The following is a 26,341-nucleotide window of genomic DNA, read 5'->3' on the forward strand; positions in this document are numbered from 1 at the left end:
CGTGTGAGTATTTGAAGAAAGATGAAGGGCCGGACCCTTCGCAGCGAACGGAGTGGACGCCATGAAGGCACGGGTGCATGTGATGCTCAAGGACGGCGTGCTCGACCCGCAGGGCGAGGCGGTGAAACACGCGCTGCACGGCATGGGGTTCGATGCGGTCGGCGGTGTGCGCCAGGGCAAGGTGATCGAGCTCGATCTGGCCGAGGGCACCAGCGAGGCGGATGTGACCGAGATGTGCGAGAAGCTGCTCGCCAATACGGTGATCGAGAGCTATCGCGTGGAGCTGCTCTGAGCCTGTTATGAGGGCAGGGCGGGGCCGCCCGGCCGGCAAAGCGCGGGGCCTCGTCGCAGCGCGATTGATCGCGCGGCAAAACGCGGCTATGAGCCCGATATCGTCCCGCAGCCCCGCCTGACAGCGGCGGGCCGGGGCGGAACCGGCGGGCGCTCCTCCGGAGGGCCGCCACCAGTGATGCCACCCGCCGCGCGCGGGAGAGGGAGTGCGCCCATGAAAGCCGCCGTAATCGTCTTCCCCGGATCCAATTGCGACCGCGATCTTGCCGAGGGGTTCCGCAAGGCGGGGCTCAATGTGCAGATGGTCTGGCACAAGGACACGGCGCTGCCGGAGGGCATCGACATCGTCGGCATTCCCGGCGGCTTTTCCTTTGGCGATTACCTGCGCTGCGGCGCCATCGCGGCGAACTCGCCGATCTGCCACGAGGTCAAGGCGCATGCGGAACGCGGCGGTTATGTGCTGGGGATCTGCAACGGCTTTCAGGTGCTGACCGAGACCAAGATCCTGCCCGGCGCGCTGCTGCGCAACGCCAATCTGAAATATATCTGCCGGACGGTGGGGCTGAGCGTGGCGGAGAGCCAGTCGGTCTTTACCCGCGGCTACGAGGCCGGCGAGACGATCCGCATCCCCATTGCGCATCACGACGGCAATTACACCGCAGACGCCGCGACGCTGGACATGCTCGAGAGCGAGGGCCGCGTCGCCTTCCGCTATACCGACAACCCCAATGGCGCCGACCGCGACATCGCGGGCATCCTCTCGGCCAACCGCCGGGTGCTGGGGATGATGCCGCATCCGGAGCGCGCCTGCGAACCGGCGCAGGGCAACGAGGACGGTGCGCGTCTTTTCGCCCATCTGACCGATGTGCTGGCCGAGGCCTGACTTGAGCGCCTGAGCGCAGCCGCGTACTCTGCGCCCCATGTCTGAGGGTGTGACAAAGACGGAACGGGGCAACCGGCGCTCGGGGCCGCTGAGCTGGCGGGTCCGGCTGGCGCTTGTCCTGCTCATCGTGCTGGCGGTGAGCACGGTCTGGGTCACCAATGTGCTGCTCACCGACCGCTTCACCGAATCCACCCGCAACCGGGCCGAGCTGCGGCTGGCGCTCTATTCCGGCAATATCCTGTCGGAGCTGCGCCGCAACGCCATCGTGCCGCAGCTTCTGGCCCGCGACCCGGCGCTGATCGGGGCGCTGAACTCCGCCGATTTCAGCCAGTCCTCGCAGCGCCTGATCTCCTATGTGGACGAGATCGGCGCCGCCTCGCTGATGCTGCTCGACCGCGACGGGCGCACCGTGGCCGCGACCGACCGCAACCGGCTGGGCGAGCAGCACCGCAACGCGCCGCATTTCGTCGATGCGCTGCGTTCGAACACCACGGTCTTTACCACACAGCCGCGCGAGGCGGGGGGCTATTCCTTTACCTATAGCCGCCGGGTGGAGAGCCAGAACACCGTGATCGGGGTGATCGTGGTCGAGGTGGATCTCGCCAAGTTCGAACGCGCCTGGTCGGGCATCACCGATGCGGTCTCGGTGCTGAACTCCGAGGGCACGATCATTCTCGCGACCGAACCGCGCTGGCGCGGCCGCACCATGGAGGAGGCGCTGGTCCGGCAATCGCCGGAAAGCGCCATCGAACGCGCCATCAAGGCCACCGCCGACTGGACCGCGCTGCCGCCCGACGCCTATCTGCGCGGCGAGGCGGTGATGCGGGTCGACGGGCGTATCCCGTTCCGCGGCTGGACCATGGCGACCTTCACCACCTATGCCTCGGTGCGCGAAAAGGTGAACGCGGTGCTGGCGCTGGAGATCATGGGCTTTGCGCTGCTGGCGGCGCTGGCCTTTTACGCGCTCAGTCGCAAGACCGCGCTGCGCATGGCGCTGTTTCAGCGGGAATCGGCGGAGCTGCGGCGTCTGAATGCCCGGCTCCAGCGCGAGATTGCCGAGCGCGAGAAGGTGCAGAAGGATCTCGCCTCCGCCGAGCAGACGCTGGAGCAGAGCTCCAAGCTCGCAGCGCTCGGCGAGATGTCGGCGGCGGTGAGCCATGAGCTGAACCAGCCGCTGGCGGCGATGAAGACCTATCTCGCCGGCGCGCGGCTGCTGTTGCGCCGCAACCGGCCCGAGGAGGCGATGACCGCCTTTCACCGCATCGACGACCTGATCGAGCGCATGGGCGCCATCACCCGGCAGCTCAAGAGCTATGCCCGCAAGGGACAGGATCAGCTCAGCCCGGTGGATATGGGCGAGGCGCTGGCCTCGGCGCTGTCGATGATGGAGCCGCAGCTCAAGGCGCGGCGGGTGCGGATCTCCAAGATCCTGCCGGATGAGCCGGTGCGGGTGATGGGCGACCGGATGCGCATTGAGCAGGTTCTGGTGAACCTGCTGCGCAACGCGCTCGACGCCACCAAATCGGTGGCCAATCCCGAGATCGAGATCCTCCTGGCCTCCGGCGAGACGGCGACGCTTTCGGTGCGCGACAATGGCCACGGGATCGAGGATTTCGACGCGCTCTTCGAGCCGTTCTACACCACCAAGCAGCCCGGCGACGGCACCGGTCTGGGGCTGGCCATCAGCTCCGGCATCGTCGCGGATCTGGGCGGCAGACTGACTGCGCGGAACGGTGCCGAGGGTGGGGCTGTTTTCGAGATGCAGCTTCCTATCTTGAATGAAAGCCCGCAGGCTGCGGAATAGCCCGGCGGGACAAGCCGAAGGCAGAAGAAAAAGGCGAAAGACCAAAATGACAAAAGCCATGAAAATCGCCATCGTCGACGACGAGAAAGACATGCGCCAGTCGATCAGCCAGTGGCTGGCGCTGTCGGGATACGATACCGAGGCTTATGCCAGCGCCGAGGAGGCGCTTGGGGCGCTCGGGGCCGATTACCCAGGGATCGTGATCTCGGATATCAAGATGCCGGGGATGGACGGCATCCAGTTCCTGAAAAAGCTCATGGGCAATGACAGCGCGCTGCCGGTGATCATGATCACCGGCCATGGCGATGTGCCGATGGCGGTGGAGGCGATGCGCATCGGCGCCTTTGACTTCCTCGAAAAGCCCTTCAACCCCGACCGCATGTCGGAGCTGGCCAAGAAGGCCACCAATGCACGCCGGCTTACGCTCGACAACCGGGCGCTGCGCAAGGAGCTCTCGGACGGCTCGCAGATCATGTCCAAGCTCATCGGCCAGAGCCCGGCGATGGAGCGGCTGCGCGAGGATGTGCTGGATCTGGGCCAGGCCGACGGCCATGTGCTGATCGACGGCGAGACCGGCACCGGCAAGACGCTGATCGCCCATGCGCTGCATGCGGTCGGCTCGCGCGCGGGCAAGAAATTCGTGCTGATCTCCTGCGCGGCGATGGACGAGGACGCGCTGATGCGGCGGCTCTTCGGCCCGATGCAGCCCGACGAGACGCGGCTGCCGGCCATCGAGGAGGCGCGCGGCGGCACGCTGGTGCTGGAGGATATCGAGGCGCTGTCGGATTCCGCGCAGGCGCGGCTGCTCTCGGTGATCAACGATCAGGGCACGCCGCCGGAAACCCGCATCGTGGCGATCTGCAACCTTCAGGACGAGGGCAATACCTGCGAAAGCAAGCTGCGCCCGGATCTCTATTTCCGCCTCGCGGCGCTCAAGATCACCGTGCCGCCGCTGCGCGCGCGCGGCGAGGACATCCTGACGCTCTTCACCCGGCTTTCCGAGCAATATGCCGACGAATACGGCTGCGACGCGCCCAAGGTCTCGGCGCAGGAGGCGGCGCAGCTCCTGCAAGCGCCATGGCCGGGCAATGTGCGCCAGCTCATCAACCTCGCCGAACGCGCGGTGCTTCAATCGCGGCGCGGGCAGGGCACCATCGCCTCGCTGCTGATGAGCGATCACGAGGAGATGCAGCCGGTCATGACCACCGAGGGCAAGCCGCTGAAGGAATATGTCGAGGCGTTCGAGCGCATGCTGATCGACAACACCATGCGGCGGCACAAGGGCTCGATCTCGGCGGTGATGGACGAGCTCTGCCTGCCGCGCCGGACGCTCAACGAGAAGATGGCGAAATACGGGCTTCAGCGCGCCGATTACATCTGAGCGCGTTCTCTGTCGCAGGATTGTGCCGGAACCGTCACGGAATCGATTCCGGGGATCTCTAGCGTAAGGGCCAGGCCGGGCCGGCATCGTCCCGGTCCGCCGCCGCTATCCGCTTTCAGAGAGATCTTCGCCATGATGATCATCGACCCGTTCCGCTTCGTCCTCGCCTGCTGTTTCCTGCCGGCGAGGAACGGCATGCTGGCCCATCTGCTGCGCGGCAAGCGCGTTTATTGATATGTGATGAGCGGTGGGCAGATTGCCCACCCTGCAGGCCGCCCGCCCTGGACGTGATCCGGGGCCTCTGCGGTCAGGCCGGGCGCACCGGTCTCACAATCCGCCCGGACGCTGCCCTTCCAGCCGCAGCGCGGTGCCGCCGAGATCGCGAAAGGCGCGCTGGCGGCAGGTCAGCACGAGGATCTGTAGATCGCCCGCCTGACGGTGCAGCGCGTCGAACATGCGCTCGATCCGGTCGTCATCGGTAAAGACCAGCGCGTCGTCGAGGATCACCGGCGCCGGGCGTCCCGCCGCCGAGAGCATGCGCGCAAAGGCCAGCCGGACCAGCAGGGCAAGCTGCTCCTGCGTGCCGCCGGAGAGGATATCCACCGGCTCTTCGGCGCCGGCGCGGATCAGCGCGTGCGGCAGCAGCGTGTCCTGGCCCCAGGTCAGCTCCGCCTCGGGCCAGAGCAGTTGCAGGAGCGGTTTCAGCTCGGTGGCGACCGGGGTGAAATAGCGCTCGCGCGCGTCGTTGCGGGCGGATTCGAGCGCGGATTCGAGACGGCTCAGCACGGCAACCTCATGGGCGATGCGGTCGCGGTCGTCGCGCGCGGTGGCAAGCGCCTGCTCGGTCTCGGCCAGCCGCTCCTCCACCGCCTCGCCGGAGCCGCGCGCGATGCGCTCATCGAGCGTGGCGAGCAGCGGGGTCAGCCGGGCGATCTCGTCACGGGCGCGTGTGTCGACCGATTGCGCCCGTTGCAGCGCAGCCCGGGCGGAGGCCATGTCGGGGGCGTTGCGCGCGGTCTCGTCGCGCTGCGCCTCGGCGGCATCGCAGGCGGCGAGCGCCCGTTGCAGTGCCTCAGTGAGGGCGTCTTCTCCGGTTTCGCCGGCGCGACTCTGCGCCTCGGTGGCGCGCCGGAGGCGGTCGCGCAGACCGGCGAGCGCCGCGGCCTGTTTCGCGGCCTCGGCGCGGGCATCGGCGAGCCGTTCGGCGGCGCTGTCGCGCTGCGCCTGCGCCAGCTTGGCCGCGTCCTGCGCGGCGCGCAGCGCGGCCTCGGTTTCGGAGGGGTCGGCGGCGGGGCCGTCATCGTCCGGGGCCGGGATGCGGGCGAGAGCGGCGCGCAGCGGGTCGAGCCCCTCGGGCGCGAGGCTGCGGAACACCGCCTGCGCCGAGTCGAAATTCTGGCTGGCCTCCGCGCGCGTCTCGGCCGCCCTGCGGGCGTTCTCGACGCTCTCCACTTCCAGCGCATCGAGCGCCTTGCGCAGGGCTGTTTCGGCGCGCTCCAGCCCGCCGACATTGGCGCTGCCGTCACCGGGCTGGATGTCGAGCGTGCCGATGCCCTCGATTTCCAGCCGCTGCGAGCGGGTCAGGGGCAGGGGCATACCATCGGGCAGCGGTTCGCCATCGCGGCGCACCGTGCCGGCCTTGCCCGGCGCGTACTGCATGCTGATCCGCGTCGCGGTGGCGTCACGGGCGGCGAGGGCGGCAGCGCGCTCGGCGACCAGCGCCTCGATCCGCCGCAGGGCGGCGGCGTCAGGGCCGTTGCGCATGGCGCCGCTTGCCGTCTCCATGGTGGCGCGGGCCTGCTCGGCGCGGGCGATGCGGTCCGCCAGCTCGTGGCGCCGTTCGGCCCCCTCGCGGGCGGCCTGCGCGCGCTCGGCGCGGCGATGCGCGTCCGCGGCCATGGTCAGCGCGGCCTGTGCCGTCTCAAGTGCGGTATCGGCGGCGTCCTTGTCCTTTTGCCGCGCCGCCTGTGTCTCCGCGGCGGTCGCTGCGCTGGCTTCGGTCTCCGACACCAGCGCGCCCGCCTCCTTTGCCTCCTGGGCTGCGGCGCGGAACCGCTCCAGCCGGTCGCGTGCGGTGCCCAGGGTGAGCTGCGCCGTCTCCAGCCGGCGGTTGGCAGTCTCCAGCGCCTCCGCATGGCGCTCCGCTTGGCGCATGGCCTCGCGCGCGCTCTCCAGCCGCGCCTGTCGTGCCGCCACCGCGTCGGGATCCTCCAGCTCGGCCAGCGCGCGGCGCGAACGGCTGCGCTCCGCCAGCGCCTCGTGCAACGCGTCCACGGTGGTGGAGAGCGCCGCCTGCTCCGCCTCCAGCGCCGCCACCGCGTCCTGCGCCTCTTTCCAGGGGCCGCGCGGGCGGCGGGTCTTGCCGCTGGCATAGCGCTCCAGCTCCTCGCGGCAGCGCGCCAGCGCCATATCCATGCGCCGCCCGCCGGTCATCGCCTCGACCTCCTCGCCGATCGAGGACATCAGGTCGCGCCGCGCCTCCAGCGCCGCCTTCTGCTCGCGCGTGCTGCCGCCGCCGAGATCGGTCACCCCTTGGCGCACCCAGATCAGGCCGGACGGCCCGCCCTCGGGACCGCCGAGCAGATCGGCAATCCAGGCCTCGGCGGCGTCGGACTGCGCCACGAGGCGCTCGCCCTGATGCACGGTTGCCATGGCTTTGGAAAACCAGCGCTTGGCGATGGTGAAGCGGCCCGCCTCGGTCTCCACCTCGACCGCGATCTCGGGCGCGCCGCCGGCATGCGGGCGCAGCGACGAGACCTCCTTGTCGCGCGAACCGTGTGGCTTGAAGAACAGCGCCTGAAGCGCATCGAAGAGCGTGGATTTTCCCGACTCGTTGGGCTCGCTCAGCACGTTGAGCCCGTCGGCGATGCCCTCGACCGTCACCGGCGTGGTGAAGCGGCGGACGTTTTCCAGTCGGATGGCGCGCAGTCTCATGGTTCGCCCTCGCGCATATAGGCGTAGAGCCGGACCAGCGCGTCACCCGCGACGCGGCGCTCGGCCTCGGCGCGGGCCGGATCCTCGGCCTCGTCCTGCAGGGCATTGGCGGCGAGGCGCAGCGCGCCGGCATGGTCGATCTCGTCGAGATCGGCGGCATCGTATTGCGTGCCGAGCGCATCGCTGCGCAGCTCGAAATGGGCGAATTCCGGACCGAGCCGCGCCACCGCCCGGCGCAGCGCCAACTGATCGGAGAGCCCGGCCCAGCCATCGGCCACGACGCGCAGCAGGATGTCGCGCCGCCCGCGCGCCGGCAGCAGCGCCTCGAGCGCCGCGCCCGCATCCTGACGCGGATGCAGGGTGAGCGCGGCCTCCTCCCAGAGAAAGGCGCCGGTCTCGATCTCGCGCAGCTGCGGCGTGGCGCCGGGGCCGTCGAGCGCCACGCTCAGGCAGACGCCCCGGCGGTTGTGCTTGAAGCGGTCCTGCTCGGGCGTGCCGGGATATTGGGTGCGCGCAGAGACCGCCATGCGCCCATGCCAGTCGCCGAGCGCCAGATAGTCGAGCCGGGCGCTGCGCTCGCGATCCGGCGCGATGGCGCCGCCGCTCTCGGTGAAATCGGTGATGCCGCCATGGGCGAGCGCGATGCGTAGATCGCCTTCGGGGCTCTCCATCGCCGGCAGGGAGGCCGTCGGGTCGCTGCCGGTGGCGCGCCAGGCGACCGGGCAGGGCAGCAGCGTGGCGCCCGGGGCGAGCGGTACCGGCGCCGCCTCGGTCAGGGCGCGGAGATTGCCGGGGGCATCGCGGCGCAGCGTTTCCCAGAGCGGCTCGGCATCACGGAGGTTGTCGTGGTTTCCGGGCAGCAGCCACCAGGTGATCTCCGCCGCCTCACCCATGGCGGCGAGGCTCTGGCGGATCAGCGTCGGCGAGGGGGTGGCGGTGTCGAACGTGTCGCCGGCGAGCAGGATATGCGCCGCGCCCTCGGCCCGGGCCGCGTCGGCCAGCCGCGCGATGGCGGCGTGACGCGCCTCCATCAGGCGGCCACGGATATTGCCGTCGGGCGGCTCGGGGATATTGGCGAAGGTCCGGCCGAGATGCAGATCGGAGCTGTGCAGGAAGCGGAGTGTCATGACGGCCCAATCTGTGCCCGTCCGCCGGGCGCTTGGCAAGGGCGCGCCACGTCGCGCAACAGCGGTACTGTGTGCAGGCGAAATCGGACCGGGCGGGGGGATTGGAGCGGGTGAAGGGAATCGAACCCTCGTCGTCAGCTTGGGAAGCTGCTGCTCTACCATTGAGCTACACCCGCGACAGGCGTTTGATTACTGCACGGATCGGGCGCTGGCAAGGGAGTCTTTTACCCGGCGCGCGGGCGGGTGCCCATGCCGCGCCGCGGCACGCAAATGCGCCTTGCACGCAAGGGCGCGGACGCATAGAAGACCGCAAATTCGACAGAGAGAGGCGGCACTGCGACGAGGGCCGCGCAAGAACCAAGGAAGATGGTATGCAGGTCACCGAGACGCTGAACGAAGGGCTGAAGCGGGCCTATGAACTGATCCTCACCGCCGAGGAACTGGACGCGAAGGTCAATGCCAAGCTCGCCGAGGCGCAGCCCGAGATCGAGATGAAGGGCTTCCGCAAGGGCAAGGTCCCGATGCCGCTGCTGAAAAAGCAGTTCGGCCAGCGCCTGATGGGCGAGTCGATGCAGGAAGCGATCGACGAGGCCATGTCGAAGCATTTCGAGGACAGCGGCGACCGTCCGGCGCTCCAGCCCGAGGTCAAGATGACCAACGAGGACTGGAAAGAGGGCGACGACGTCAATGTCGAGATGTCCTATGAAAAGCTCCCCGAGGTGCCCGAGGTCGATTTCTCCGGCGTCGAGATCGAGAAGCTGGTGGTGAAGGCCGACGATGCCGCCGTCGAGGAGGCGCTGGCCTCGCTCGCCGAGACCGCGCAGGATTTCAAGGACCGCCGCAAGGGCACCAAGGCCAAGGACGGCGATCAGGTCGTGATCGACTTTGTCGGCAAGGTCGACGGTGAGCCCTTCGAGGGCGGCGCCGCCGAGGATTACCCGCTCGTGCTGGGCTCCAACTCCTTCATCCCGGGCTTCGAAGAGCAGCTTGTCGGCGTGAAGGTCGAGGAAGAGAAATCCGTCGAGGTCACCTTCCCCGAGGAATACGGTGCCGAGCATCTGGCCGGCAAGGCGGCTGTCTTCGACGTGACCGTCAAGGCCGTCAAGGAGCCGGTGGCCGCCGAGGTCGACGATGAGTTGGCGAAGAAATTCGGCGCCGAGGATCTCGAGTCGCTGAAAGGCCAGATCCGCGAGCGCCTGGAGGCCGAATACACCGGCGCCGCGCGTCAGGTGATGAAGCGCGGCCTGCTCGACAAGCTCGACACGCTGGTGAGCTTCGAGCTGCCGCCGTCGCTGGTCGATGCCGAGGCCAAGCAGATCGCGCATCAGCTCTATCACGAAGAGCACCCGGAGGATCACGGCCACGATCACGGCGAGATGGAGCCGACCGACGAGCACAAGACCCTCGCCGAGCGCCGCGTGCGTCTGGGCCTGCTGCTGGCCGAGATCGGCCAGAAGGCCGAGGTCGAGGTCACCGATGCCGAGATGACCCAGGCGATCATGGCGCAGGCGCGCCAGTACCCGGGCCAGGAACGCGCCTTCTTCGATTTCGTGCGCCAGAACGCGCAGATGCAGCAGCAGCTCCGCGCGCCGATCTTCGAGGACAAGGTGATCGACCACATCGCCGAGCAGGCGACCGTGACCGAGAAAGAGATCACCAAGGAAGAGCTTCAGACCGCCGTCGAAGCGCTCGACGACGAGTGATAACCCGGCCGGGGGCGACCCCGGCAGCGCAGAATAGAAAGAGCGGGCCATGCGGTCCGCTCTTTTTCGTTTGGGAGGAGCCTGTTGGCCGGCTCCGCCAATTCCGGCGATGCTGATCCCAGGCCCTCGCTCCCGGGCACTTTTCCTCACCCGCGCACAACGAAAAACCGCGCCGGAGATCCGGCGCGGTTCATCATGTCTTGGATGAAAAAACGAACGCGGGGGCTCAGTTTTCCTCGGCTTCTTCCGCGGCGCGGCCCTCGGGGGTCTCGACCAGATCGGAATCTTCCGACGAGGCGGCACCGATATCGTCGAAGAGCTCGGCGATCTCGAATTCGGCCTGGGCCTCTTCCTCGGCGGCGAGTTCCTGGATCGACTTGCCCGACGCTTGCAGCTCGGCCTCTTCCGGCGAGCGCGCGACGTTCAGGCTGATCGTGCACACGACCTCGGGGTGCAGGTGCACCTCGACCTCGTGCAGACCCAGCTCTTTGATCGGCTGGCGGATGATGACCTGCTTGCGGTCGATCGAGAAACCTTCCTCGGTGGCCACGTCGGCGGCGTCACGGGTGGTGACCGAGCCGTAGAGGTTGCCGCCGTCGGAGGCCTGGCGAATCACGACGAACTGCTGGGCGTCCAGCTTCTCGGCGAGGGCTTCGGCCTCTTTCTTGGTTTCCAGGTTGCGCGCTTCGAGCTGCGCTTTCTGGGTCTCGAACTGCGCGATGTTCTCTTTCGAGGCGGTCAGCGCCTTGCCTTGAAGCAGCAGGTAGTTGCGGGCATAGCCGGGCTTGACGTCGACGACATCGCCCATCTGGCCGAGCTTGGCCACGCGTTCCAGAAGGATGACTTGCATGGGTCCGATCTCCTTACTTCACGACGTAGGGCAGCAGGGCGAGGAAGCGGGCGCGCTTGATGGCACGGGCCAGCTCACGCTGCTTCTTGGCGCTGACAGCGGTGATCCGCGAGGGCACGATCTTGCCGCGCTCGGAGATGTAGCGCTGAAGCAGCTTGGTGTCTTTGTAGTCAATCTTGGGTGCATTGTCGCCCGAGAAGGGGCAGACCTTGCGGCGGCGGAAAAACGGTTTTGCAGCCATGGTTTAACTCCTCTTCTTCAGGGTATCAGTTGCGCCGGTCGCGACGGTTGTCACGTTCGTCGCGTTTCTGCATCTGGATCGACGGGCCTTCGGCATGCTCATCGACCTTGATGGTCAGAACGCGCATCACGTCGTCGTGCAGCCGCATCAGGCGCTCCATCTCCTGCACCGCGGTCGCGGGGGAGTCGGTGCGCAGGAAGGCATAGTGGCCCTTGCGGTTCTTGTTGATCTTGTAGGCCATCGTCTTGACGCCCCAGTACTCGGATTCGACGACCTTGCCGCCATTGTCCGAAAGCACGGTGCTGAAATGTTCGACGAGGCCCTCGGCCTGCGCGTTGGACAGATCCTGACGCGCGATAAAGACATGCTCGTAAAGCGGCATGTGAGCTCCATTTCTATCAAGGCGCATTTCATAGGGCAGGCGATCCCTTCGCTCCTGCCCACGAGAGACTGCGCGGTTCATACGGTCTCGCAAAGGGATGCGCCCGTATACACGCTGGGGCGACGAGATCAAGCCTTGTGGCCAAAGGGCGGAAATGAGGCCGTGGCGCCCGCGATTTTCCCGGATCGCGCCGAAATATGGCCGGGTTTGTTGGCAAGGGTAAGCACATTCCTGTGATCCCCTGCTGCCGGAGGAGCCTGCGTCATGACCGCCTATACCACACCGATCCCGCCCCGTACCCCCGCCGCCGGCCTGGCGCTCGGGCTTTTTCTGCGCGCGGTGCTGCTGGTCGTCGGCAGCGGTCTCACCATGGCGGCCTTCGGCCTCTGGCTCATGCCTGGCGCGTCTCAGCTGCCGGAACTGGCGCTGATCAAGCTGGGCCTGTCGCTGTTCTTTCTGATCGGCGGGCTGTGCTGCATCACCGGGGCGCGTGGCGGCCACTGAGCCGCAATCGCGCAATGCCGCGCAAGGCAATGTTCATTTTTCAACAGTATCTGTGGGAGCAGCGGTAATTGCCGCGGCGCGGCAAACCTCCATCTTTCGGGCATTGACCAACGTCATCCAACTCACGGAGCCCGAGTATGAAAACCATCCTTTTCGCCGGCCTGCTGGCCGCTGCCCCGCTGGCCGCTGTCGCAGCCCCCGAAAACTATGTGCTGGACTCCAGTCACAGCCAGATCGTCTTCTCCTACAACCACCTCGGATACTCGACCGGCTACGGCATGTTCTCGGGCTTCGAGGGCGAAATTGCCTATGATGCCGAAGACCCCGCCGCGTCGTCGGTCGAGGTGTCCTTCCCCGTGCGCTCGATGCTGACCGGCTGGGAAGCGCGTTTCGAGCACTTCATGAGCGACGATTTCTTCGGCGCCACCGATGACAGCGAGATGGTCACCTTCACCTCCACCGGCATCGAAGTGACCGGCGACGACACCGCGCTGATCACCGGTGACCTGACCCTGAACGGCGTGACCAAATCCGTCGTGCTCGACGCCACGCTGAACCAGGCCGGCGAGCACCCGATGGAGGGCAAGCCCTGGCTCGGCTTCTTCGCCACCACCACGCTGGTGCGCTCGGAGTTCGAACTCGGCATGTTCGCCCCCTATGTCAGCGACGAGGTCGAGGTCGAGATCTCTGTCGAGGCGATGAAAGCCGAATGAACCCAGGTTCGTAGGTAACGAGTACCTCGTTTTATGTAGCTGACGAGTACCGCCTTTACCTCTTTTGACGAGTGGTTTGGGTATTTCGTTAAGACTTTTGGGTTTTTGAGTGAGCCCCCCGGACAGCCCCGCGCGTCCGGGGGGCTTTTTGCACTCCGGCATGTCGGTGGCGGCGCTCAGCGCTTGTGGTCGCGGTAATCCGAGAGGCGCTTGCCCGGCTCGTCGACAAACAGCCCCGGCAGCGGCGTGAGCTGCGTCACCCGGTCGATGCGGAAACTGTCGAACGCGCCCCGCGTCTCGTTCCAGGCGGTGCAGGTCCAGACCCGGCCCCAATAGTCGATCTCCAGCGGGCGGATCTCCTGCACGCCGTCGCGCCCCTTCAGCGTCACGCGCAGCTTTTGCCGGGCGCGGATCGCGGCACGAAACACCGGCATGTGGCGAAACCCCTGCGCCGCCTCGCGATAGGCAGCGCCGGCAAAGCCGAAGCTCGCGGGCTCGGGGCTGGCCTCCTCCGGCAGCACCGCGTCGATCTTGGCCGAGAGGCTCTCTGCCGCCTCCGCCAGCTCCGGCAGCTCGCCGGCGCCCGCGCCCACGGCGGCCAGCCCCAGATGCAGCACCTCAAGCTCCGTCTCCGTCAGGTTCAGCGGCGGCAGGGTGATGCTGGCCTCCGCCGCATAGCCCCGACCGCGCCTGCCCGTCACCGGCACGCCCGAGGCGGCAAGCGTGTCCATGTCGCGATAGATCGTGCGCACCGAGACGCCGAATTCCTCCGCCAGCACCTCCGCCGTGTGCAGCCGGCCATCCTTGAGCCGCTGGAGCAGGGCAAAGAGACGGTCGGATTTCCTCATGCGATTCGGCGCCTTGCTGCTGCGGGTCGGGATGCGTGCGGCACTCTCGGGCAACTGACAGAATAATGTCAATGAAGCGGGCGAAATATCCCGTCCGGCAGGCCCGCCGATGCGGTTGGCCGCTTTTCGCGCCCCGGGAAAGCGCCTAGAGAAAGACAGGAGACGTTCAACGCCGGGCGCCCGGGCGCGCCCGCGAGATGGAGAAGAGACATGCTCAACAATATCGGCCTTCCCGGCCTTCTGCTGATCGCCGTCGTGGTGCTGGTGCTGTTCGGCCGCGGCAAGATTTCCAACCTCATGGGAGAGGTCGGCAAGGGCATCACCGCCTTCAAGAAAGGCGTGAACGAGGGCGGCAAGGAACTCGAGGACGCCAAGGCCGACGAGGCCAAGGACGTGACCCCGGAAGACGAGAAAGACAAGGCGTAAGCCATGTTCGATCTGGGTTGGTCGGAGCTTATGGTCATCGGCATCGTGGCGCTGATCGTCGTCGGGCCGAAGGACCTGCCGATGCTGTTCCGCAATGTGGGCCGCTTCATGGGCAAGGCGCGCGGTTTGGCGCGTGAGTTTTCGCGCGCGATGAACGACGCCGCCGACGAGAGCGGCATGCGCGACGTTGCCAAGACCTTCAAAAGCGCCACGAATCCGGTGGGCTCGGCCTTTGACGGGGTCAAGGATGCGGCGCGCGCGATGACCGATCCGACGCCGGAGCGCAAGGAAACGGGCCTCAAGGAAGACCCCGGCGCGCTCGATGCCGAGCGCTCGGACGCCAAACGCCGGATCGAGGCGAGCGCTGCGCGCTCGGCGGCGGACCGGCAACGGCGCGAAGCGGAGCAGGCGGCGAAACGTGCCGAGGAGGCCGCCACAAAGGCTGCCGAGCTGGAAGAGGCGCTGAAAAAAGACGGTGAGGCATGAGCCAGGCAGAAAATGACGAGATCGAAGACAGCTCGGCCCCGCTGATCGAGCATCTGGCCGAGCTGCGCACGCGGCTCATCCGCTCGGTGATCGCCTTCATCATCGGCATCGTGCTGGCCTTCACAGTCGCCGAGCCGATCCTGCAATTCCTGCTGGGGCCGATCGAGGCGACCCTGCGCGAGCTCGGCGACCCGTCGCCGACCATGCAGTACACCTCGCCGCAGGAATATCTCTTCACGCTGTTCCGGATCTCGATGGTCTTCGGCTTCGCGCTGGCCTTCCCGGTGATCTCCTACCAGCTCTGGCGCTTCGTGGCGCCGGGGCTCTACAAGTCGGAGAAGGGGGCGTTCCTGCCCTTCCTGATCGCCTCTCCGGTGATGTTCCTGCTGGGCGCAAGCTTTGCGCATTTCGTGGTGACACCGCTCGCCATGGCGTTCTTTCTGGGCTTTGCCGATGTCTCCTCGATCTTTGCCAACCTGCTCTCGACGGCGGCGGATCGGGTGAGCGACGGCGTCGCCGGTGTCGCGGCCTCCGAACCCGCCATGGTGCCCGAGACCAGCGAGGGCATCCGCATCACCTTCTTCGGCAAGGTGAACGAGAGCCTCGACATCACGCTGAAATTCATCATCGCCTTCGGCCTCTGCTTCCAGCTGCCGGTGCTGCTCACGCTGATGGGCAAGGCCGGTCTGGTGACCTCCGAGGGGCTGGGTTCGGTGCGCAAATACGCCGTCGTGGCAATCCTGGTGCTGGCCGCGCTGGTCACGCCGCCGGATGTCACCACCCAGGCGATCCTGTTCACCGTGGTTTACGGGCTCTACGAGATCTCGATCTTCCTCGTCCGCCTGGTCGAGAAGAAGCGCGAGAAGGAGCTGAAAGAGCAGGGGCTCTGGTTCGAGGACGAGCCGGATACCGAAAACGACCCGATGTTCGACGAGTTCGATGAGGACGACGGCGAGCCGGACGACGAGGACAAGACCAAGTGACTAAATCCGCATTGAAACGCATCGCGGCGGCGCTGGAGCGTATGGCTCCGGCGCCGCTCGCCGCTCCCGATTTCGACGCCGCCGAGGCTTTTGTCTGGCATGTCGATCCCGACCGGCTGCAACCGGTCGGGCAGGTCAACCGCGTGCCGCTGCGGCTGTTGCTGGGCATCGACCGCACCCGCGATACGCTGTTGCAGAACACCGCCCAGTTCGCCCGTGGCATGCCCGCGAACAACGCCCTGCTCTGGGGTGCGCGTGGGATGGGAAAATCGAGCCTTGTCAAAGCAGTATGCGCCGAAATTCGCGCACAGGGTGAAGATCTGAAGCTGGTCGAGCTGCAGCGCGAGGATCTGGGCTCGGTGGCGCGGCTGCTGACCCTGCTGCGCGCCTCCGACAAGCGGTTTGTGCTGTTCTGCGACGACCTGTCGTTCTCCCATGACGACCAGCATTACAAGAGCTTGAAGGCCGTTCTTGACGGCGGGATCGAAGGCCGCCCGGACAATGTGCTGTTCTACGCCACCTCCAACCGCCGCCACCTGATGCCGCGCGACATGATCGAGAACGAGCGCAGCTCTGCGATCAACCCCTCCGAGGCGGTCGAGGAGAAGGTTTCGCTCTCCGACCGGTTCGGGCTCTGGCTGGGCTTCCACCCCTGTTCGCAGGACGAATATCTCGCGATGATCCGGGGCTATTGCGCCGCCTATGGCGTCACGGCGGAGGAAGACGAGCTGCGCGCCGAGGCCATCGAATGGCAGGCGACGCGCGGCGCGCGCTCGGGCCGCGTCGCCTGGCAGTTCTTCACCGATCTGGCGGGCCGCAAGGGCGTGGCGCTGGGGTGACCTCGCCGCGCCGCGGTTCCCGACGCCGCATGAGTATTTGAAGAAAGATGAAAGCGCCTCCGGGAGCGCCCTGATCCTTCATCTTTCTGAAAATACTCAAAAAAAGTCCGGCCACCGGGGCCGGACAATCCTCTCGGGAATGCGCTGTGCGTATCAGCGCAGATAGGTCATCGGGTCGACGCTGTCGAAGCCCTTGCGCACCTCGAAATGCAGGAAGCTCGGGTCGCCCGCGCGCACCTTGCCGATGCTCTGGCCACGGCTCACCGCATCGCCCTTCTGGACGCTGAGCTGATCCACATGGGTGTAGATCGACAGCACCTCGTCGGGATGGCGGATCACCAGGATCTGCACATTGTCGGTATTGGTGGTGATCGCCGCCACGGTGCCGCTGGCGGCGGCCTTGACGGTGGTGCCGGCAGAGGCCGAGATGTCGATCCCCTCGTTCTTGCCCTTGGCATATTCGCGGATGATGCTGCCATTGACCGGCATGGACATCTTTGCCGAAGAGCTGCTGCTCTGCGCGCTCTGGCTCTGACCGATATCGGCCACGGGCTCCTCCGTCGCGGTTGCCGCGGCGGCGGCGCTTTCGGCGACCGAAGGCTCGTCCTGCGGCAGCGGCTGCGAGGCCGAGGGCGGCTGGGGCGTCTGCGAGCCGGTGCCCGGCGGCGGTGTGACGGCGGAGTCGCTGGGGCTGGCGGCGGGTTTCTCCACCACCGGGATCAGCAGATACTGACCTTCCCGCAGGGAGTAGTCGCTGTCGAGCGCGTTCCACTCGGCCAGCGAACGCGGGGTGACATTGTAGAGCCGGGCGATGGTAAAGGCGGTTTCGCCGCGCGCCACCTTGTGGCGGATGGGCTCAACGCCGCTTTGCATGCGCACCTCTGGCTGCTGCTGTGTCTGTGCAGGGGTGGCCGGGGCGCTCTCGATGGCATTGCCGGCGAGCGTGGTGATATCGACCTCTGCCGGGCGGATCGGGCCTGTGGCCGCAGCGCCTGTGGCGGGCGAGGGTTCCGAGACGCGGCGGGGCAGGGCGATGATCTCGCCATCACGCAGCCGGTCGTCGGGCTGGATGCCGTTGTAGCGGGCAAGCTCGCCGGCGGGCAGACCGATGCGGTTGGCCAGGTCGGTGGCGGTATCGCCGCGCCGCGCCACCGCGACCTGATAATTCGGATAGGAGATGATACCGCGATCGTCGGGCTGCGGGCGCTCCGTCACCGCCGCCAGTGCCGCCTGGCTGGTATCGACCTGGCCGCCCATGCGGCCGCGCATGTCATAGTCGAACGGTCCCGAGCAAGCGCCGAGCGCGGCGGCGAAGGCCAGCGGCGCGCCAAAGCGAAGGGGGAGGGATCTGCTGTCCATCTCGATATCCTCAGATGCGCCCCTTGTCTCCGGGACGTCACGTAAAACAACGCCGGCGGCTCTAGCTGTCCTTGGCCAGACCTTCCACCAGCGGTACGAAGCGCACGGGGCGCAGCTCATCGTAGTCATAGCCTTCTTCCGTGCGCGTGACACGGATGAGATGCTGAACGGCGTCGGACTGCCCCACCGGCAGCACCATGATACCGCCAATCCGCAGCTGGGCCAAGAGCGGGCTGGGCGGATCCTCGGCGGCGGCGGTGACCAGAATCCGGTCGAACGGCGCCTGATCGGGCAGGCCGAAGCTGCCATCGGCGGTAAAGGCGGTGATGTTTGCCAGATCCAGCGCCTCGAACACCGCGCGCGCCTCGGCCACCAGCCGGCGGTGGCGGTCGACGGTATAGACGCGGCGGGCGAGCTGGCTGAGGATCGCCGCCTGATAGCCCGAGCCGGTGCCGATCTCGAGCACCTTCTCGCGCCCGCTCAGTTTCAGCGCCTGGGTCATCAGGCCCACCACCGAGGGTTGCGAGATGGTCTGGCCGCAGGGGATCGGCAGCGGCATGTCCTCATAGGCGCGTTCGGTGAAATAGCCTTTGACGAAGGCGCCACGGTCGATCTTTTCCATCGCCTGAAGCACGGGCCGCTCGGTCACCCCGTGCGAGCGGAGCGCGAAGAGGAACTGCATCTTGGCGTCGGCGTCAAAGCTCATGCGAAGCTGTCCTTCAGCGCGGACAGGGTGTCGTGGGCGGTGAAATCGGCGCGCATCGGCGTCACCGAGATATGGCCGGCGAGATTGACATCCGCATCGCTGCCGGCGGAGGCTTCGGCGCGCTGGTCGCCGCCACGGATCCACAGGAAGCGGCGGCCCGAGGGCGACAGGTGCGGCTCGGTGGTAAAGCCCGTGCCCTGCCGCTTGCCCTGCGGCACGAGGCGGGTCTCCCGCACGCGGTCGGCGGGGACGGGCGGGAAATTCACGTTCCAGAAGAGACGATAGCCGGGCTGCGCCTCGTCCTGCGCGGCGAGGATCCTGCGCAGGACGCCGGCGCCATGGGTGGCCGCCGCCTCGAACGGGTTCTCCAGCCCGCGCGTCTCGGGCCCGAGATATTGCGACAGCGCGACGGCGGGGATGCCCTGGAGCGAGGCTTCGAGCGCGCCGCCCAGCGTGCCGGAATAGAGCGCGTTCTCGGCGGAGTTGTTGCCCCGGTTGACCCCGGAGAGCACCAGGTCGGGGCGCGCGTCCTTCATCACGTCATGGATGCCGGCGAGCACGCAATCGGCGGGGCTGCCCTCGGCGGCCCAGCGGCGCGGCCCCATCTCGACGATCATCATCGGGTGGGTGTAGCTGATGCAATGCGCGACGCCGGACTGCTCGAAAGCGGGTGCCACGGTCCAGACCTCACCCTCCGGGCCGGCGATCTCGGCGGCGATGCCTTCGAGCACCTTCAGCCCGGGGGCGTTGATGCCGTCGTCATTGGTGATGAGAATGCGCATGAAAGCCCCTGTCTTTCCGCCTGAATAGGGAAAGTCCGCGCGCGGGGCAAGCGGCGGAGGCCGGATCGCCCGGCTGCCGGGGCGATGCGCGCGCTGGCGTGGCTTTTTTGAGTATTTACGGGAAAGATGAAAGGGCCGGGGCCGCTCAGGCGAGCCCGGCCTCGGCGAGCAGGCGGGCGGCCTCGGCATAGGGCGTGGCCAGCGCCGCCTTGTCCTCGCCGGGGTGAAAGCGCATGCGGGTGGTGGTGTTCATCGGCTGCGGCGCGAGGATCTGCACGCGCGGGCCGGTCTTGACGCTTTCCGCCTGCCAGCTGCGCGCCAGCGCGATCTGGGCGGATTTGGTGGTGCCGTAATGGGCATAGAATTTCTCGCCCGCGTGCTCGTCCTCGAAGAACAGTGCCTGGCCATGCTCGCCCAGCAGCGGCGCCATATAGGGGATGAGATAGCCCATAGGGGTGAGGTTGGTGGCGACCGACCGCTCCCAGTCCTTCACATCCATATGGCTGGCGGGGGCCAGCGGGGCTGCGTGGATCGCCGTGTGCACCCAGAGCGCGGCACCGCCCCAGCGGTCATAGACCGCGCGGCAGAGCTGCGCCATGGCCTCGGGTTTGGTGATGTCCATCGGTGCCAGCGTGGCGTCGCCGCCCCTGGCCTTGATGCGGTCGTCGAGATCCTCGAGCCCGCCCACGGTGCGGGCGACGGCAACGATGTGATAGGCGGGCGCGAGCGCCTCGGCGAGGGCGAAGCCCAGGCCGCGCGAGGCTCCGGTAACGATGGCGATCTGATCGGTCATGCCCGCCCCATTGCCGCGCCCGGTGCGCTTTGTCAACGCGTGCCCGGCAGCTCCAGCCAGGCGGCCTTGCTGCCCCGTGCCAGCGCGATGCGTCCGGTGTCGATGGCGACGACCCGCAGACCGGCCACGCGGTCGCCGACGCTGACGGTCTCGGTGCGCCCGCCGGGCAGGCGGATCAGCGCTTCGGGGGCGCTGTCCTTGCCGAAGGTGCCCAGCAGCAGCGGGCCGCGATTGGGGATGCGGGCGGAGGTGGTCGCGCTTTGCGCGACGGCCTGAGGGGTTTGTGCCTGTGCCATGATGGCGCGTGTCTCATGCGTTGTTGCAAATGGAGACAGGCGGATATTGGGTCGCCGGGTTACAGAAAATAGCGCCGCTGGTCACGGTCGCGTGTATGGCGGGAAGTGGCTTAGAGAGATTTCACGGTAAGCGCAGTGGCGCCGATTGGGACCATTAGAGGTGCGGTCTGATATCTTGCCCAGTAGCCGCATAGATATCGAGAAGGCGGTCGAAAGAGATCCCCGTCTTCTGAACGGCGGCAATCGGTCCCTCATGAGCTTCAAGTCGGGGACGCAACCTGCCGCCTTGCGGGATCATATCACAGGGCACGGGGGCGTCGGTGTCGAAGGTTGGCAGTGCGTTGGAAAGCCAGGAAAAGGCTCCGGTGAATGTACCGGCAGAGGTTTCTTCTTCAAGATATCTCTGGAAAGACTCTTGCGACAGGCTGCCCCAGACACCAAAGTGGAACACCTGCTCGCTAAAACGGATCGGTAGTGGAAGAACGCATCGGACAAGGTGGTCATCTCCACAGCAGCAGACGTCCGGGGTCAGGAAGTCGTTGCCAACCTTCATGGCTTCGACGCCTCGCTCCAGGCGGTTGCCATGCGGCCAAATGTCGGGGTGGTCCATGGAGATGTCGAAGACGCCGGAAAACGTCTTTCCGCAGCATGGGCAGGCGCGGCGGGCATTGTTGAAGCGCCGCCAGCGTCCGTCCAGCCAAAGCAAGTTCATTCCGCAGCGGTCTTGAGCTTGAAGCCCTTCTCGATCATGTCCGCCGGCTCCACCGGGTATTCGCCCGAGAAGCAGGCGTCGCAATATTGTGGCGCCTTGTCGTTGCGGCCCTCGGCCTCGCCGGCGGCGCGGTAGAGCCCGTCGAGCGAGATGAATTTCAGCGAGTCGACGCCGAGATGCTCGCACATCTCGTCCTCGGACATGGTTGCCGCCAGCAGCTTCTCGCGCTGCGGCGTATCGACGCCGTAGAAACACGGCCAGGCGGTGGGCGGCGAGGCGATGCGGAAATGCACCTCTGCCGCGCCGGCATCGAGGATCATTTCCTTGATCTTGCGCGAGGTGGTGCCGCGCACCACCGAATCGTCGACCAGAATGACCCGCTTGCCCTTGATCAGCGCGCGGTTGACGTTGAGCTTGAGCCGAACGCCCATGTTGCGGATCTGCTCGGTGGGCTCGATGAAGGTGCGGCCCATATACTGGTTGCGGATGATCCCCATGCCATAGGGGATGCCGCTCTCATGCGCATAGCCGATGGCGGCCGGCGTGCCGCTGTCGGGCACCGGGCAGACCAGATCCGCCTCCACCGGCGCCTCGCGGGCCAGCTCCACACCGATCTGGCGGCGCGTCTCATAGACCGAGCGGCCGCCGATGATCGAATCGGGGCGCGAGAAATAGACATGTTCGAAGATGCAGAAGCGCGATTTGCGGCTGCGGAAGGGGCGGGTGCTTTCGACGCCCTCATCGGTGATCACCACCATCTCGCCCGGCTCGATCTCGCGCACATATTCGGCGCCGATGATGTCAAGTGCGCAGGTCTCCGAGCTCAGGCACCAGCCGTCGCCGATCTTGCCCAGCACCAGCGGACGCACGCCGAGCGCGTCACGCACGCCGATCAGCTTGGTGCGGGTCATGGCGACGACGGAAAACGCCCCCTCGACGCGGCGCAGCGCGTCTTCCATGCGCGAGGGGATATCGCGCTGAAGGCTCCGCGCCATCAGATGGATGATGCATTCGCTGTCCGAAGAGCTCTGGAAGATCGAGCCGCGCTCGATTAGCTCGCGGCGCAGCGCCTCGGCATTGGTGATATTGCCGTTATGGGCAATCGCCGCGCCGCCCATGGAGAACTCGCCGAAGAAGGGCTGCACGTCGCGGATCGCGGCGCCCTTGGAGCCGGCGGTGGAATAGCGCACATGGCCGATGGCCAGCGCCCCGGGCAGGGTTTCCATCAGCGACTGCTTGGTGAAATTGTCGCGCACATAGCCGAAGCGGCGGGCGGAGTTGAACCCCTCGCCGGGCGCGTAGGAGACGATGCCGCCGGCCTCCTGGCCGCGATGTTGCAGCGCGTGCAGCCCGAGGGCCACGAAATTCGCCGCATCGGTCACACCGATGACACCGAAGATCCCGCATTCTTCATGCAGCTTGTCCCCCTCGATTGCGTCGAAATCGAAGGGATGGGCGGGTGGCATCTGGCGCTCGGACAAGGGCAGCTCCGAATCCGGTATTGGGGAAGTCGCCTCCTCATACTGACATGACGAGGGTATGTCACGGAAGGATCACATTGGCCCGCTGCATTGCAGCGTTGCATTTGTGTCAGCCGCGATCCGGAGGTGGGGGGCATCGGCCCGTAAATCAAGGGGACGCGGCTATATCAAAGAAAAACGCGCCCGGAAGATCCGCGCGCGTTTCGTGATCCGGATCGGAGCCGGAGATCAGGCGTCGTTGCCGGCGGGGGCCTGGCAGACCGAGACGAGCTGCTCGTATTGCCGGGTGATCCAGCCGAGCGCCTGTTCGGGATTCTGCTCTTCGATCCGGTCGGTGAAGCGCGAGAACACCGCCGCCGAGCGGGAATCGTCGATCATCGCGATATCCTGCGCGGTGATCACCGTGTCGTAGACGAAAAACGCGATGGCGACGAGCAGGATGCCCCGCGCCACGCCGAAGAGAAAGCCCAGGCCCTGGTCAAGCCCGCCGAGCGCCGAGCGCTGCACCAGGCTGGAAAAGACCGGCGTGAAGAGCGAGATCACCACCAGCGCCAGCGCCAGCACCGCGGCAAAGGCGGCGATCAGCGACAGCTCGCAGCTGTCGGTGAGGAACTCGCCGATCACCGGCACTTCCTTGACCAGCGGCTGTACCTGCGGTGCGAAGACATAGGCCAGAAACGCCGCCGCGACCCAGCCGGCGATGGCCAGCGTCTCGCGCACGATGCCGCGCGAATAGGCCAGCAGCGCCGAGAGCACGATGACCACGGCCACCACGCCGTCCACTATAGTGAAACCTTCCATCCGTTCCCGTCCCTTGCCGATCCTGTCTGCCCGCGCGCCTCAGCCGGCGCCGAATACCTCGCCCACCACGCTGGCCAGATCGGCCATTTCGGTGAGCGTCATGTCGCCACTCTTGGCCTTTCCACCCTTCGGGAGAATGGCCGTGGAGAAACCAAGTTTTTGCGCCTCTTTCAACCGGTTTTCGGTCTGGCCCACCGGGCGCAGCGCGCCGGAGAGGCTGATTTCGCCGAATACCACGGTTTCCGGCGGCAAGGCCACATCCTCGCGCGCCGACAAGAGCGCCGCCGCCACCGCCAGATCCGCCGCCGGCTCGCCGACCTTCATGCCGCCGGCGACATTGAGGTAGACGTCGAGCCCGGCAAAGGGGATGCCGCAGCGCGCCTCCAGCACTGCGAGGATCATCGCCAGCCGCCCGCCGTCCCAGCCCACCACCGTGCGGCGCGGCTGCGAATGCGGCGAGGGGGCGACAAGCGCCTGAAATTCCACCAGCACCGGGCGCGTGCCCTCGATGCCGGAAAACACCACCGAGCCCGGGGCGGGCGTGCCGCGCTCCGACAGGAACAGCGCCGAGGGGTTGCCGACCTCCGACAGCCCCGCGCCGGTCATCTCGAAGACGCCGATCTCGTCGGCGGGGCCGAAGCGGTTCTTGACCGAGCGCAGAATGCGGAACTGATGGCCGCGCTCGCCTTCGAAATAGAGCACCGTGTCGACCATGTGCTCGACCACGCGGGGGCCGGCGATCTGGCCGTCCTTGGTGACATGGCCCACCATGATCACCGATGTATTCCGTTTTTTCGCAAAGCTCGTCAGCTCATGGGCGGCGGCGCGCACCTGTCCCACCGAGCCGGGGGCAGAGCCCACATTGTCCGCCCACATGGTCTGGATCGAATCGACGATGGCGAGCGCCGGCTTTTCCTGCTCCAGCGTGGTGAGGATGTCGCGCAGATTGGTCTCGGCGGCGAGTTTCACGGGCGCCTGTGCCAGATCCAGCCGCTGTGCGCGCATGCGCACCTGGGCGCTGGCCTCTTCGCCGCTGGCATAGATCACCTTGAGCCCGGCATTGGCAAAGGCCGCCGCCGCCTGCAACAGCAGCGTCGATTTGCCGATGCCGGGATCGCCGCCCACAAGGATGGCGGAGCCCGGCACCAGCCCGCCGCCCAGCACCCGGTCGAGCTCGCCGATGCCGCAGGCGGTGCGCGGCGGCGGGGCCTCGGGATGGCTGAGATCGGTGAGCTTGGCGGCGCGGCCTTTGGCTTGGCCCAGCGTCTTGCCCGCGGGCCCGTCCGAGAGGGGCGCCTCTTCGACGATGGTGTTCCACTCGCCGCAGGCCTCGCAGCGCCCCGACCATTTCGAAGTGCTGTTGCCGCAGGACTGACAGACGAAATTCGAGGATGCGCGCGCCATGCCGCCTTCTAGGCCCGCGCGACCGCCGGGCGCAAGCGTCTGGCTTTCATCTTTCCGCAAATACTCAAAAAGGACGCGACGCTCTGGCCGGGCGCACCCTCAGGTCTTGGCACTGGCCCCAGGCCTATTCCGCCGCCCGGCGCGAGAGCATGGCGACGATGCGGTCGTCCCGGGGTTCAGCGTCGCTCTCCTCGAAATCGCGGTTGCTGACCCAGCCTGAGGGCTCCTCCGCTTCGGGTTCGGCCTTTGCCGCTTCGGGAACGATCTCGGGCAGGATTTCCTCCAGCTCCTCGCAGAGCCGGGCGAGCTGCGCCTCGGCCACGTCCTCCTCGAGCTCGACGCGCATATGCCATTGCCGCATTTCGGTGGCGATGCGCTTGGCCTCTTCGAGCCTGGTGTTGAAATCCTCGATCTCCTGCTGCCGTGCGGTCAGGAAATCGCGCGCCCGCTGCACGTTGCTGTCGGAATAGACCTGCGCCAGCTCGCGCGAGATATGGCTCATCTGCGCCGCCACCTCGAGCACCGAGGGTTCGAGATCGGCGAGATCGGGGTGATCGCGCAGGAAGGCGATGCGCTCGCGCACCGAGTCGAATTCCGAGCCCATGGTGAAGACGCCGTCGCGGTCGGCGCGGTGGGCCGCGGCATAGGCGCGGGCCACATCCTTCATGCCGATATGAAAACGCCGATGCGAGGTCTCCAGCGCCATCATGCGGGCATTGGCGGGCAGGAAGAACAGCAGCCCGCAGGCCAGCGCCGTGAGGCCGAGCTGCACATAGATGCCCGCCTCGGGCAGCAGCGTGTCGCCGAATTGCAGCGGCAGGGTGAGCCATGGCGCATATCCCAGCGCGCAGGCGGCGGTATAGGCGGAAAGCCCCAGTGCCAGTGACAGAATCGCCATGAGGGCCAGGCGCTGCATGAGAAATTGCACGAGCTGACCCGTCGCGCGCAGATGCGTGATCATCAAAATGCCCCCCGGCAATTCACCCACGTCAAAACAGACGATGGCAAGAATACGCCGAAGCCGCCTCATTTACATAGACTTTTTTCCAAACACCCCGTCAGGCGCGGTGTGGCGGCCTAATGGACGGGGATTCGCGCGGTTGTTTCCGATGCGGCATCAATGCCCGCGCCGCGCCTCGATGAGCGAGATCGCCAGCGAGGCGAGAATGCAAGTGGTGAAGAGGTATAGCCCCCAGGCGGTCTCGATCCGGCCGACGCCGATGCCCTTCGCCAGTGTGATATAGAGCGCGATGAGGAAGATATCGGCCATGGCGAGCTTGCCGAGCAGCGTCACCGCCGGCAGCGCGCGGCGGTCGAGCAGGCCGAACTGTATCAGGCTCAGCGCCAGCGTCTTGAGCCAGGGCGCGGCGAGGGCGAAGAACGCCACCAGCAGGGCGAGCAGCAGATCGCTCTGCCAGAGTGCCCGGAGCCCGGTGAGCACGCTGATCTCCTCCATGCCGAAGAGCGGCAGCAGCCCCGCGCGCAGCAGCGGCGCCGACCAGGCGACCGGGTAGAGCAGCAGCAGGGCGAGATTGGCGGCTTTCAGCATGGCGCGGTTGTTTCGCGGGCGGGGCGAGGGGGTTCCACCCCCTCGTGCTCCCCCGGCGTGGCG

General features: G+C 66.9%; 28 protein-coding genes and 1 tRNA gene. 11 read left to right on the top strand and 18 right to left on the bottom strand.

The genetic code is table 11. The features are described 5' to 3' along the window. Window positions 1–61 precede the first annotated feature (61 nt). The 4 genes from purS to Ga0080574_RS21080 all read left to right on the top strand — a co-directional run bounded on the left by purS (window position 62) and on the right by Ga0080574_RS21080 (window position 4,359). Entirely contained in the window at window positions 62–292 is a 231-nt protein-coding gene (gene purS / locus Ga0080574_RS21065; protein ID WP_076704100.1) for a phosphoribosylformylglycinamidine synthase subunit PurS, read from the top strand. Between the two features lie 213 nt (window positions 293–505). Next, complete coding sequence (gene purQ / locus Ga0080574_RS21070) at window positions 506–1,174, top strand: phosphoribosylformylglycinamidine synthase subunit PurQ (protein ID WP_076704103.1); 669 nt, start codon at window positions 506–508, stop codon at window positions 1,172–1,174. A gap of 37 nt (window positions 1,175–1,211) precedes the next feature. Further along, window positions 1,212–2,978, top strand: a complete 1,767-nt coding sequence (locus Ga0080574_RS21075; RefSeq protein WP_076704106.1) for a sensor histidine kinase — start codon at window positions 1,212–1,214, stop codon at window positions 2,976–2,978. 46 nt (window positions 2,979–3,024) lie between these two features. After that, on the top strand, window positions 3,025–4,359 hold the full coding sequence (locus Ga0080574_RS21080; RefSeq protein ID WP_076704108.1) for a sigma-54-dependent transcriptional regulator: 1,335 nt from the start codon (window positions 3,025–3,027) through the stop codon (window positions 4,357–4,359). A gap of 327 nt (window positions 4,360–4,686) precedes the next feature. Here the strand turns inward: Ga0080574_RS21080 and Ga0080574_RS21085 are convergent, their stop codons facing one another. The 3 genes from Ga0080574_RS21085 to Ga0080574_RS21095 form a co-directional block, all read right to left on the bottom strand. Continuing rightward, window positions 4,687–7,293, bottom strand: coding sequence for an AAA family ATPase (locus Ga0080574_RS21085; protein WP_076704110.1), 2,607 nt, complete (start codon window positions 7,291–7,293; stop codon window positions 4,687–4,689). After that, window positions 7,290–8,420: a metallophosphoesterase family protein gene (locus tag Ga0080574_RS21090; protein ID WP_076704113.1), complete on the bottom strand. Its 1,131-nt coding sequence runs from the start codon at window positions 8,418–8,420 to the stop codon at window positions 7,290–7,292. Before Ga0080574_RS21090 ends, Ga0080574_RS21085 begins: the two co-directional genes overlap by 4 nt. A gap of 102 nt (window positions 8,421–8,522) precedes the next feature. Then, a tRNA-Gly gene (locus Ga0080574_RS21095) sits at window positions 8,523–8,596 on the bottom strand. Window positions 8,597–8,791: 195 nt separating this feature from the next. On the opposite strand from Ga0080574_RS21095, the gene tig reads away from it, so the two are divergent. Then, a complete protein-coding gene (gene tig, locus Ga0080574_RS21100) occupies window positions 8,792–10,123 on the top strand; it encodes a trigger factor (RefSeq protein WP_076704116.1) in 1,332 nt (443 codons plus the stop codon). A gap of 226 nt (window positions 10,124–10,349) precedes the next feature. Here the strand turns inward: tig and rplI are convergent, their stop codons facing one another. Genes rplI through rpsF form a run of 3 tightly spaced genes read right to left on the bottom strand, consistent with a single transcriptional unit; the run spans window position 10,350 to window position 11,596 of the window. After that, window positions 10,350–10,973, bottom strand: a complete 624-nt coding sequence (gene rplI, locus Ga0080574_RS21105; protein ID WP_076704119.1) for a 50S ribosomal protein L9 — start codon at window positions 10,971–10,973, stop codon at window positions 10,350–10,352. A 13-nt stretch (window positions 10,974–10,986) separates the two neighbouring features. Beyond that, window positions 10,987–11,214: a 30S ribosomal protein S18 gene (rpsR, locus tag Ga0080574_RS21110; protein ID WP_007800837.1), complete on the bottom strand. Its 228-nt coding sequence runs from the start codon at window positions 11,212–11,214 to the stop codon at window positions 10,987–10,989. 25 nt (window positions 11,215–11,239) lie between these two features. After that, window positions 11,240–11,596, bottom strand: a complete 357-nt coding sequence (gene rpsF, locus Ga0080574_RS21115; RefSeq protein ID WP_076704122.1) for a 30S ribosomal protein S6 — start codon at window positions 11,594–11,596, stop codon at window positions 11,240–11,242. 264 nt (window positions 11,597–11,860) lie between these two features. Here rpsF and Ga0080574_RS21120 point away from each other — a divergent pair, with 264 nt between their 5' ends. Continuing rightward, window positions 11,861–12,100: a hypothetical protein gene (locus tag Ga0080574_RS21120; protein ID WP_076704125.1), complete on the top strand. Its 240-nt coding sequence runs from the start codon at window positions 11,861–11,863 to the stop codon at window positions 12,098–12,100. 137 nt (window positions 12,101–12,237) lie between these two features. Then, window positions 12,238–12,813 (top strand): YceI family protein, encoded by a 576-nt coding sequence (locus Ga0080574_RS21125; RefSeq protein ID WP_076704128.1) that lies wholly within the window; start codon window positions 12,238–12,240, stop codon window positions 12,811–12,813. A 176-nt stretch (window positions 12,814–12,989) separates the two neighbouring features. On the opposite strand, the gene Ga0080574_RS21130 is transcribed toward Ga0080574_RS21125, so the two are convergent. After that, window positions 12,990–13,661, bottom strand: a complete 672-nt coding sequence (locus Ga0080574_RS21130) for a helix-turn-helix transcriptional regulator (protein WP_076704131.1) — start codon at window positions 13,659–13,661, stop codon at window positions 12,990–12,992. Window positions 13,662–13,871: 210 nt separating this feature from the next. Between Ga0080574_RS21130 and Ga0080574_RS21135 the strand changes: the two genes are divergently transcribed. From Ga0080574_RS21135 to Ga0080574_RS21150, 4 genes are read left to right on the top strand one after another with little or no spacing between them, the layout of a single operon-like run. Next, on the top strand, window positions 13,872–14,087 hold the full coding sequence (locus Ga0080574_RS21135; RefSeq protein WP_076704134.1) for a twin-arginine translocase TatA/TatE family subunit: 216 nt from the start codon (window positions 13,872–13,874) through the stop codon (window positions 14,085–14,087). 3 nt (window positions 14,088–14,090) lie between these two features. Then, complete coding sequence (tatB, locus tag Ga0080574_RS21140; protein ID WP_076704137.1) at window positions 14,091–14,573, top strand: Sec-independent protein translocase protein TatB; 483 nt, start codon at window positions 14,091–14,093, stop codon at window positions 14,571–14,573. Then, complete coding sequence (tatC, locus tag Ga0080574_RS21145; protein ID WP_076704140.1) at window positions 14,570–15,556, top strand: twin-arginine translocase subunit TatC; 987 nt, start codon at window positions 14,570–14,572, stop codon at window positions 15,554–15,556. Before tatB ends, tatC begins: the two co-directional genes overlap by 4 nt. 41 nt (window positions 15,557–15,597) lie before the next feature. Continuing rightward, a complete protein-coding gene (locus Ga0080574_RS21150) occupies window positions 15,598–16,395 on the top strand; it encodes an ATP-binding protein (protein WP_380659262.1) in 798 nt (265 codons plus the stop codon). A 153-nt stretch (window positions 16,396–16,548) separates the two neighbouring features. On the opposite strand, the gene Ga0080574_RS21155 is transcribed toward Ga0080574_RS21150, so the two are convergent. The 11 genes from Ga0080574_RS21155 to Ga0080574_RS21205 all read right to left on the bottom strand — a co-directional run bounded on the left by Ga0080574_RS21155 (window position 16,549) and on the right by Ga0080574_RS21205 (window position 26,278). Beyond that, a complete protein-coding gene (locus tag Ga0080574_RS21155) occupies window positions 16,549–17,754 on the bottom strand; it encodes a LysM peptidoglycan-binding domain-containing M23 family metallopeptidase (RefSeq protein ID WP_076704147.1) in 1,206 nt (401 codons plus the stop codon). Between the two features lie 61 nt (window positions 17,755–17,815). After that, complete coding sequence (locus Ga0080574_RS21160; protein WP_076704150.1) at window positions 17,816–18,460, bottom strand: protein-L-isoaspartate(D-aspartate) O-methyltransferase; 645 nt, start codon at window positions 18,458–18,460, stop codon at window positions 17,816–17,818. Continuing rightward, window positions 18,457–19,242 (bottom strand): 5'/3'-nucleotidase SurE, encoded by a 786-nt coding sequence (surE, locus tag Ga0080574_RS21165; RefSeq protein WP_076704153.1) that lies wholly within the window; start codon window positions 19,240–19,242, stop codon window positions 18,457–18,459. The genes Ga0080574_RS21160 and surE overlap by 4 nt, the downstream gene beginning before the upstream one ends. A 145-nt stretch (window positions 19,243–19,387) precedes the next feature. Further along, window positions 19,388–20,035 carry an SDR family oxidoreductase gene (locus Ga0080574_RS21170; protein ID WP_076706090.1) on the bottom strand — a complete coding sequence of 216 codons (648 nt, stop codon included), beginning with the start codon at window positions 20,033–20,035 and terminating at the stop codon, window positions 19,388–19,390. 32 nt (window positions 20,036–20,067) lie between these two features. Continuing rightward, window positions 20,068–20,331 (bottom strand): amidophosphoribosyltransferase, encoded by a 264-nt coding sequence (locus Ga0080574_RS21175; protein WP_076704156.1) that lies wholly within the window; start codon window positions 20,329–20,331, stop codon window positions 20,068–20,070. 154 nt (window positions 20,332–20,485) lie between these two features. Beyond that, the gene (locus tag Ga0080574_RS21180) at window positions 20,486–21,043 is read right to left on the bottom strand and encodes a DUF2199 domain-containing protein (RefSeq protein WP_076704159.1); all 558 of its coding nucleotides are present in this window, start codon (window positions 21,041–21,043) and stop codon (window positions 20,486–20,488) included. Further along, entirely contained in the window at window positions 21,040–22,509 is a 1,470-nt protein-coding gene (gene purF, locus Ga0080574_RS21185) for an amidophosphoribosyltransferase (RefSeq protein WP_076706091.1), read from the bottom strand. The genes Ga0080574_RS21180 and purF overlap by 4 nt, the downstream gene beginning before the upstream one ends. A gap of 243 nt (window positions 22,510–22,752) precedes the next feature. Continuing rightward, on the bottom strand, window positions 22,753–23,325 hold the full coding sequence (locus tag Ga0080574_RS21190; protein WP_076704162.1) for a CvpA family protein: 573 nt from the start codon (window positions 23,323–23,325) through the stop codon (window positions 22,753–22,755). A 39-nt stretch (window positions 23,326–23,364) separates the two neighbouring features. Further along, window positions 23,365–24,729: a DNA repair protein RadA gene (gene radA / locus Ga0080574_RS21195; RefSeq protein ID WP_076704165.1), complete on the bottom strand. Its 1,365-nt coding sequence runs from the start codon at window positions 24,727–24,729 to the stop codon at window positions 23,365–23,367. A gap of 124 nt (window positions 24,730–24,853) precedes the next feature. Further along, window positions 24,854–25,690 carry a DNA repair protein gene (locus Ga0080574_RS21200; protein ID WP_076706092.1) on the bottom strand — a complete coding sequence of 279 codons (837 nt, stop codon included), beginning with the start codon at window positions 25,688–25,690 and terminating at the stop codon, window positions 24,854–24,856. A 156-nt stretch (window positions 25,691–25,846) separates the two neighbouring features. Continuing rightward, a complete protein-coding gene (locus Ga0080574_RS21205) occupies window positions 25,847–26,278 on the bottom strand; it encodes a paraquat-inducible protein A (protein ID WP_076704168.1) in 432 nt (143 codons plus the stop codon). Window positions 26,279–26,341 lie beyond the last annotated feature (63 nt).

This window comes from Salipiger abyssi, from assembly GCF_001975705.1.
Taxonomy (GTDB): Bacteria; Pseudomonadota; Alphaproteobacteria; order Rhodobacterales; family Rhodobacteraceae; genus Salipiger; species Salipiger abyssi.

What these genes read in the sequence shown, in the direction of transcription:
- purS (WP_076704100.1), top strand. Translation starts at nt 62, where the DNA reads ATGAAGGCACGGGTGCATGTGATGCTCAAGGACGGCGTGCTCGACCCG.
- purQ (WP_076704103.1), top strand. Translation starts at nt 506, where the DNA reads ATGAAAGCCGCCGTAATCGTCTTCCCCGGATCCAATTGCGACCGCGAT.
- Ga0080574_RS21075 (WP_076704106.1), top strand. Translation starts at nt 1,212, where the DNA reads ATGTCTGAGGGTGTGACAAAGACGGAACGGGGCAACCGGCGCTCGGGG.
- Ga0080574_RS21080 (WP_076704108.1), top strand. Translation starts at nt 3,025, where the DNA reads ATGACAAAAGCCATGAAAATCGCCATCGTCGACGACGAGAAAGACATG.
- Ga0080574_RS21085 (WP_076704110.1), bottom strand. Translation starts at nt 7,293, where the DNA reads ATGAGACTGCGCGCCATCCGACTGGAAAACGTCCGCCGCTTCACCACG.
- Ga0080574_RS21090 (WP_076704113.1), bottom strand. Translation starts at nt 8,420, where the DNA reads ATGACACTCCGCTTCCTGCACAGCTCCGATCTGCATCTCGGCCGGACC.
- tig (WP_076704116.1), top strand. Translation starts at nt 8,792, where the DNA reads ATGCAGGTCACCGAGACGCTGAACGAAGGGCTGAAGCGGGCCTATGAA.
- rplI (WP_076704119.1), bottom strand. Translation starts at nt 10,973, where the DNA reads ATGCAAGTCATCCTTCTGGAACGCGTGGCCAAGCTCGGCCAGATGGGC.
- rpsR (WP_007800837.1), bottom strand. Translation starts at nt 11,214, where the DNA reads ATGGCTGCAAAACCGTTTTTCCGCCGCCGCAAGGTCTGCCCCTTCTCG.
- rpsF (WP_076704122.1), bottom strand. Translation starts at nt 11,596, where the DNA reads ATGCCGCTTTACGAGCATGTCTTTATCGCGCGTCAGGATCTGTCCAAC.
- Ga0080574_RS21120 (WP_076704125.1), top strand. Translation starts at nt 11,861, where the DNA reads ATGACCGCCTATACCACACCGATCCCGCCCCGTACCCCCGCCGCCGGC.
- Ga0080574_RS21125 (WP_076704128.1), top strand. Translation starts at nt 12,238, where the DNA reads ATGAAAACCATCCTTTTCGCCGGCCTGCTGGCCGCTGCCCCGCTGGCC.
- Ga0080574_RS21130 (WP_076704131.1), bottom strand. Translation starts at nt 13,661, where the DNA reads ATGAGGAAATCCGACCGTCTCTTTGCCCTGCTCCAGCGGCTCAAGGAT.
- Ga0080574_RS21135 (WP_076704134.1), top strand. Translation starts at nt 13,872, where the DNA reads ATGCTCAACAATATCGGCCTTCCCGGCCTTCTGCTGATCGCCGTCGTG.
- tatB (WP_076704137.1), top strand. Translation starts at nt 14,091, where the DNA reads ATGTTCGATCTGGGTTGGTCGGAGCTTATGGTCATCGGCATCGTGGCG.
- tatC (WP_076704140.1), top strand. Translation starts at nt 14,570, where the DNA reads ATGAGCCAGGCAGAAAATGACGAGATCGAAGACAGCTCGGCCCCGCTG.
- Ga0080574_RS21150 (WP_380659262.1), top strand. Translation starts at nt 15,598, where the DNA reads ATGGCTCCGGCGCCGCTCGCCGCTCCCGATTTCGACGCCGCCGAGGCT.
- Ga0080574_RS21155 (WP_076704147.1), bottom strand. Translation starts at nt 17,754, where the DNA reads ATGGACAGCAGATCCCTCCCCCTTCGCTTTGGCGCGCCGCTGGCCTTC.
- Ga0080574_RS21160 (WP_076704150.1), bottom strand. Translation starts at nt 18,460, where the DNA reads ATGAGCTTTGACGCCGACGCCAAGATGCAGTTCCTCTTCGCGCTCCGC.
- surE (WP_076704153.1), bottom strand. Translation starts at nt 19,242, where the DNA reads ATGCGCATTCTCATCACCAATGACGACGGCATCAACGCCCCCGGGCTG.
- Ga0080574_RS21170 (WP_076706090.1), bottom strand. Translation starts at nt 20,035, where the DNA reads ATGACCGATCAGATCGCCATCGTTACCGGAGCCTCGCGCGGCCTGGGC.
- Ga0080574_RS21175 (WP_076704156.1), bottom strand. Translation starts at nt 20,331, where the DNA reads ATGGCACAGGCACAAACCCCTCAGGCCGTCGCGCAAAGCGCGACCACC.
- Ga0080574_RS21180 (WP_076704159.1), bottom strand. Translation starts at nt 21,043, where the DNA reads ATGAACTTGCTTTGGCTGGACGGACGCTGGCGGCGCTTCAACAATGCC.
- purF (WP_076706091.1), bottom strand. Translation starts at nt 22,509, where the DNA reads ATGCCACCCGCCCATCCCTTCGATTTCGACGCAATCGAGGGGGACAAG.
- Ga0080574_RS21190 (WP_076704162.1), bottom strand. Translation starts at nt 23,325, where the DNA reads ATGGAAGGTTTCACTATAGTGGACGGCGTGGTGGCCGTGGTCATCGTG.
- radA (WP_076704165.1), bottom strand. Translation starts at nt 24,729, where the DNA reads ATGGCGCGCGCATCCTCGAATTTCGTCTGTCAGTCCTGCGGCAACAGC.
- Ga0080574_RS21200 (WP_076706092.1), bottom strand. Translation starts at nt 25,690, where the DNA reads ATGATCACGCATCTGCGCGCGACGGGTCAGCTCGTGCAATTTCTCATG.
- Ga0080574_RS21205 (WP_076704168.1), bottom strand. Translation starts at nt 26,278, where the DNA reads ATGCTGAAAGCCGCCAATCTCGCCCTGCTGCTGCTCTACCCGGTCGCC.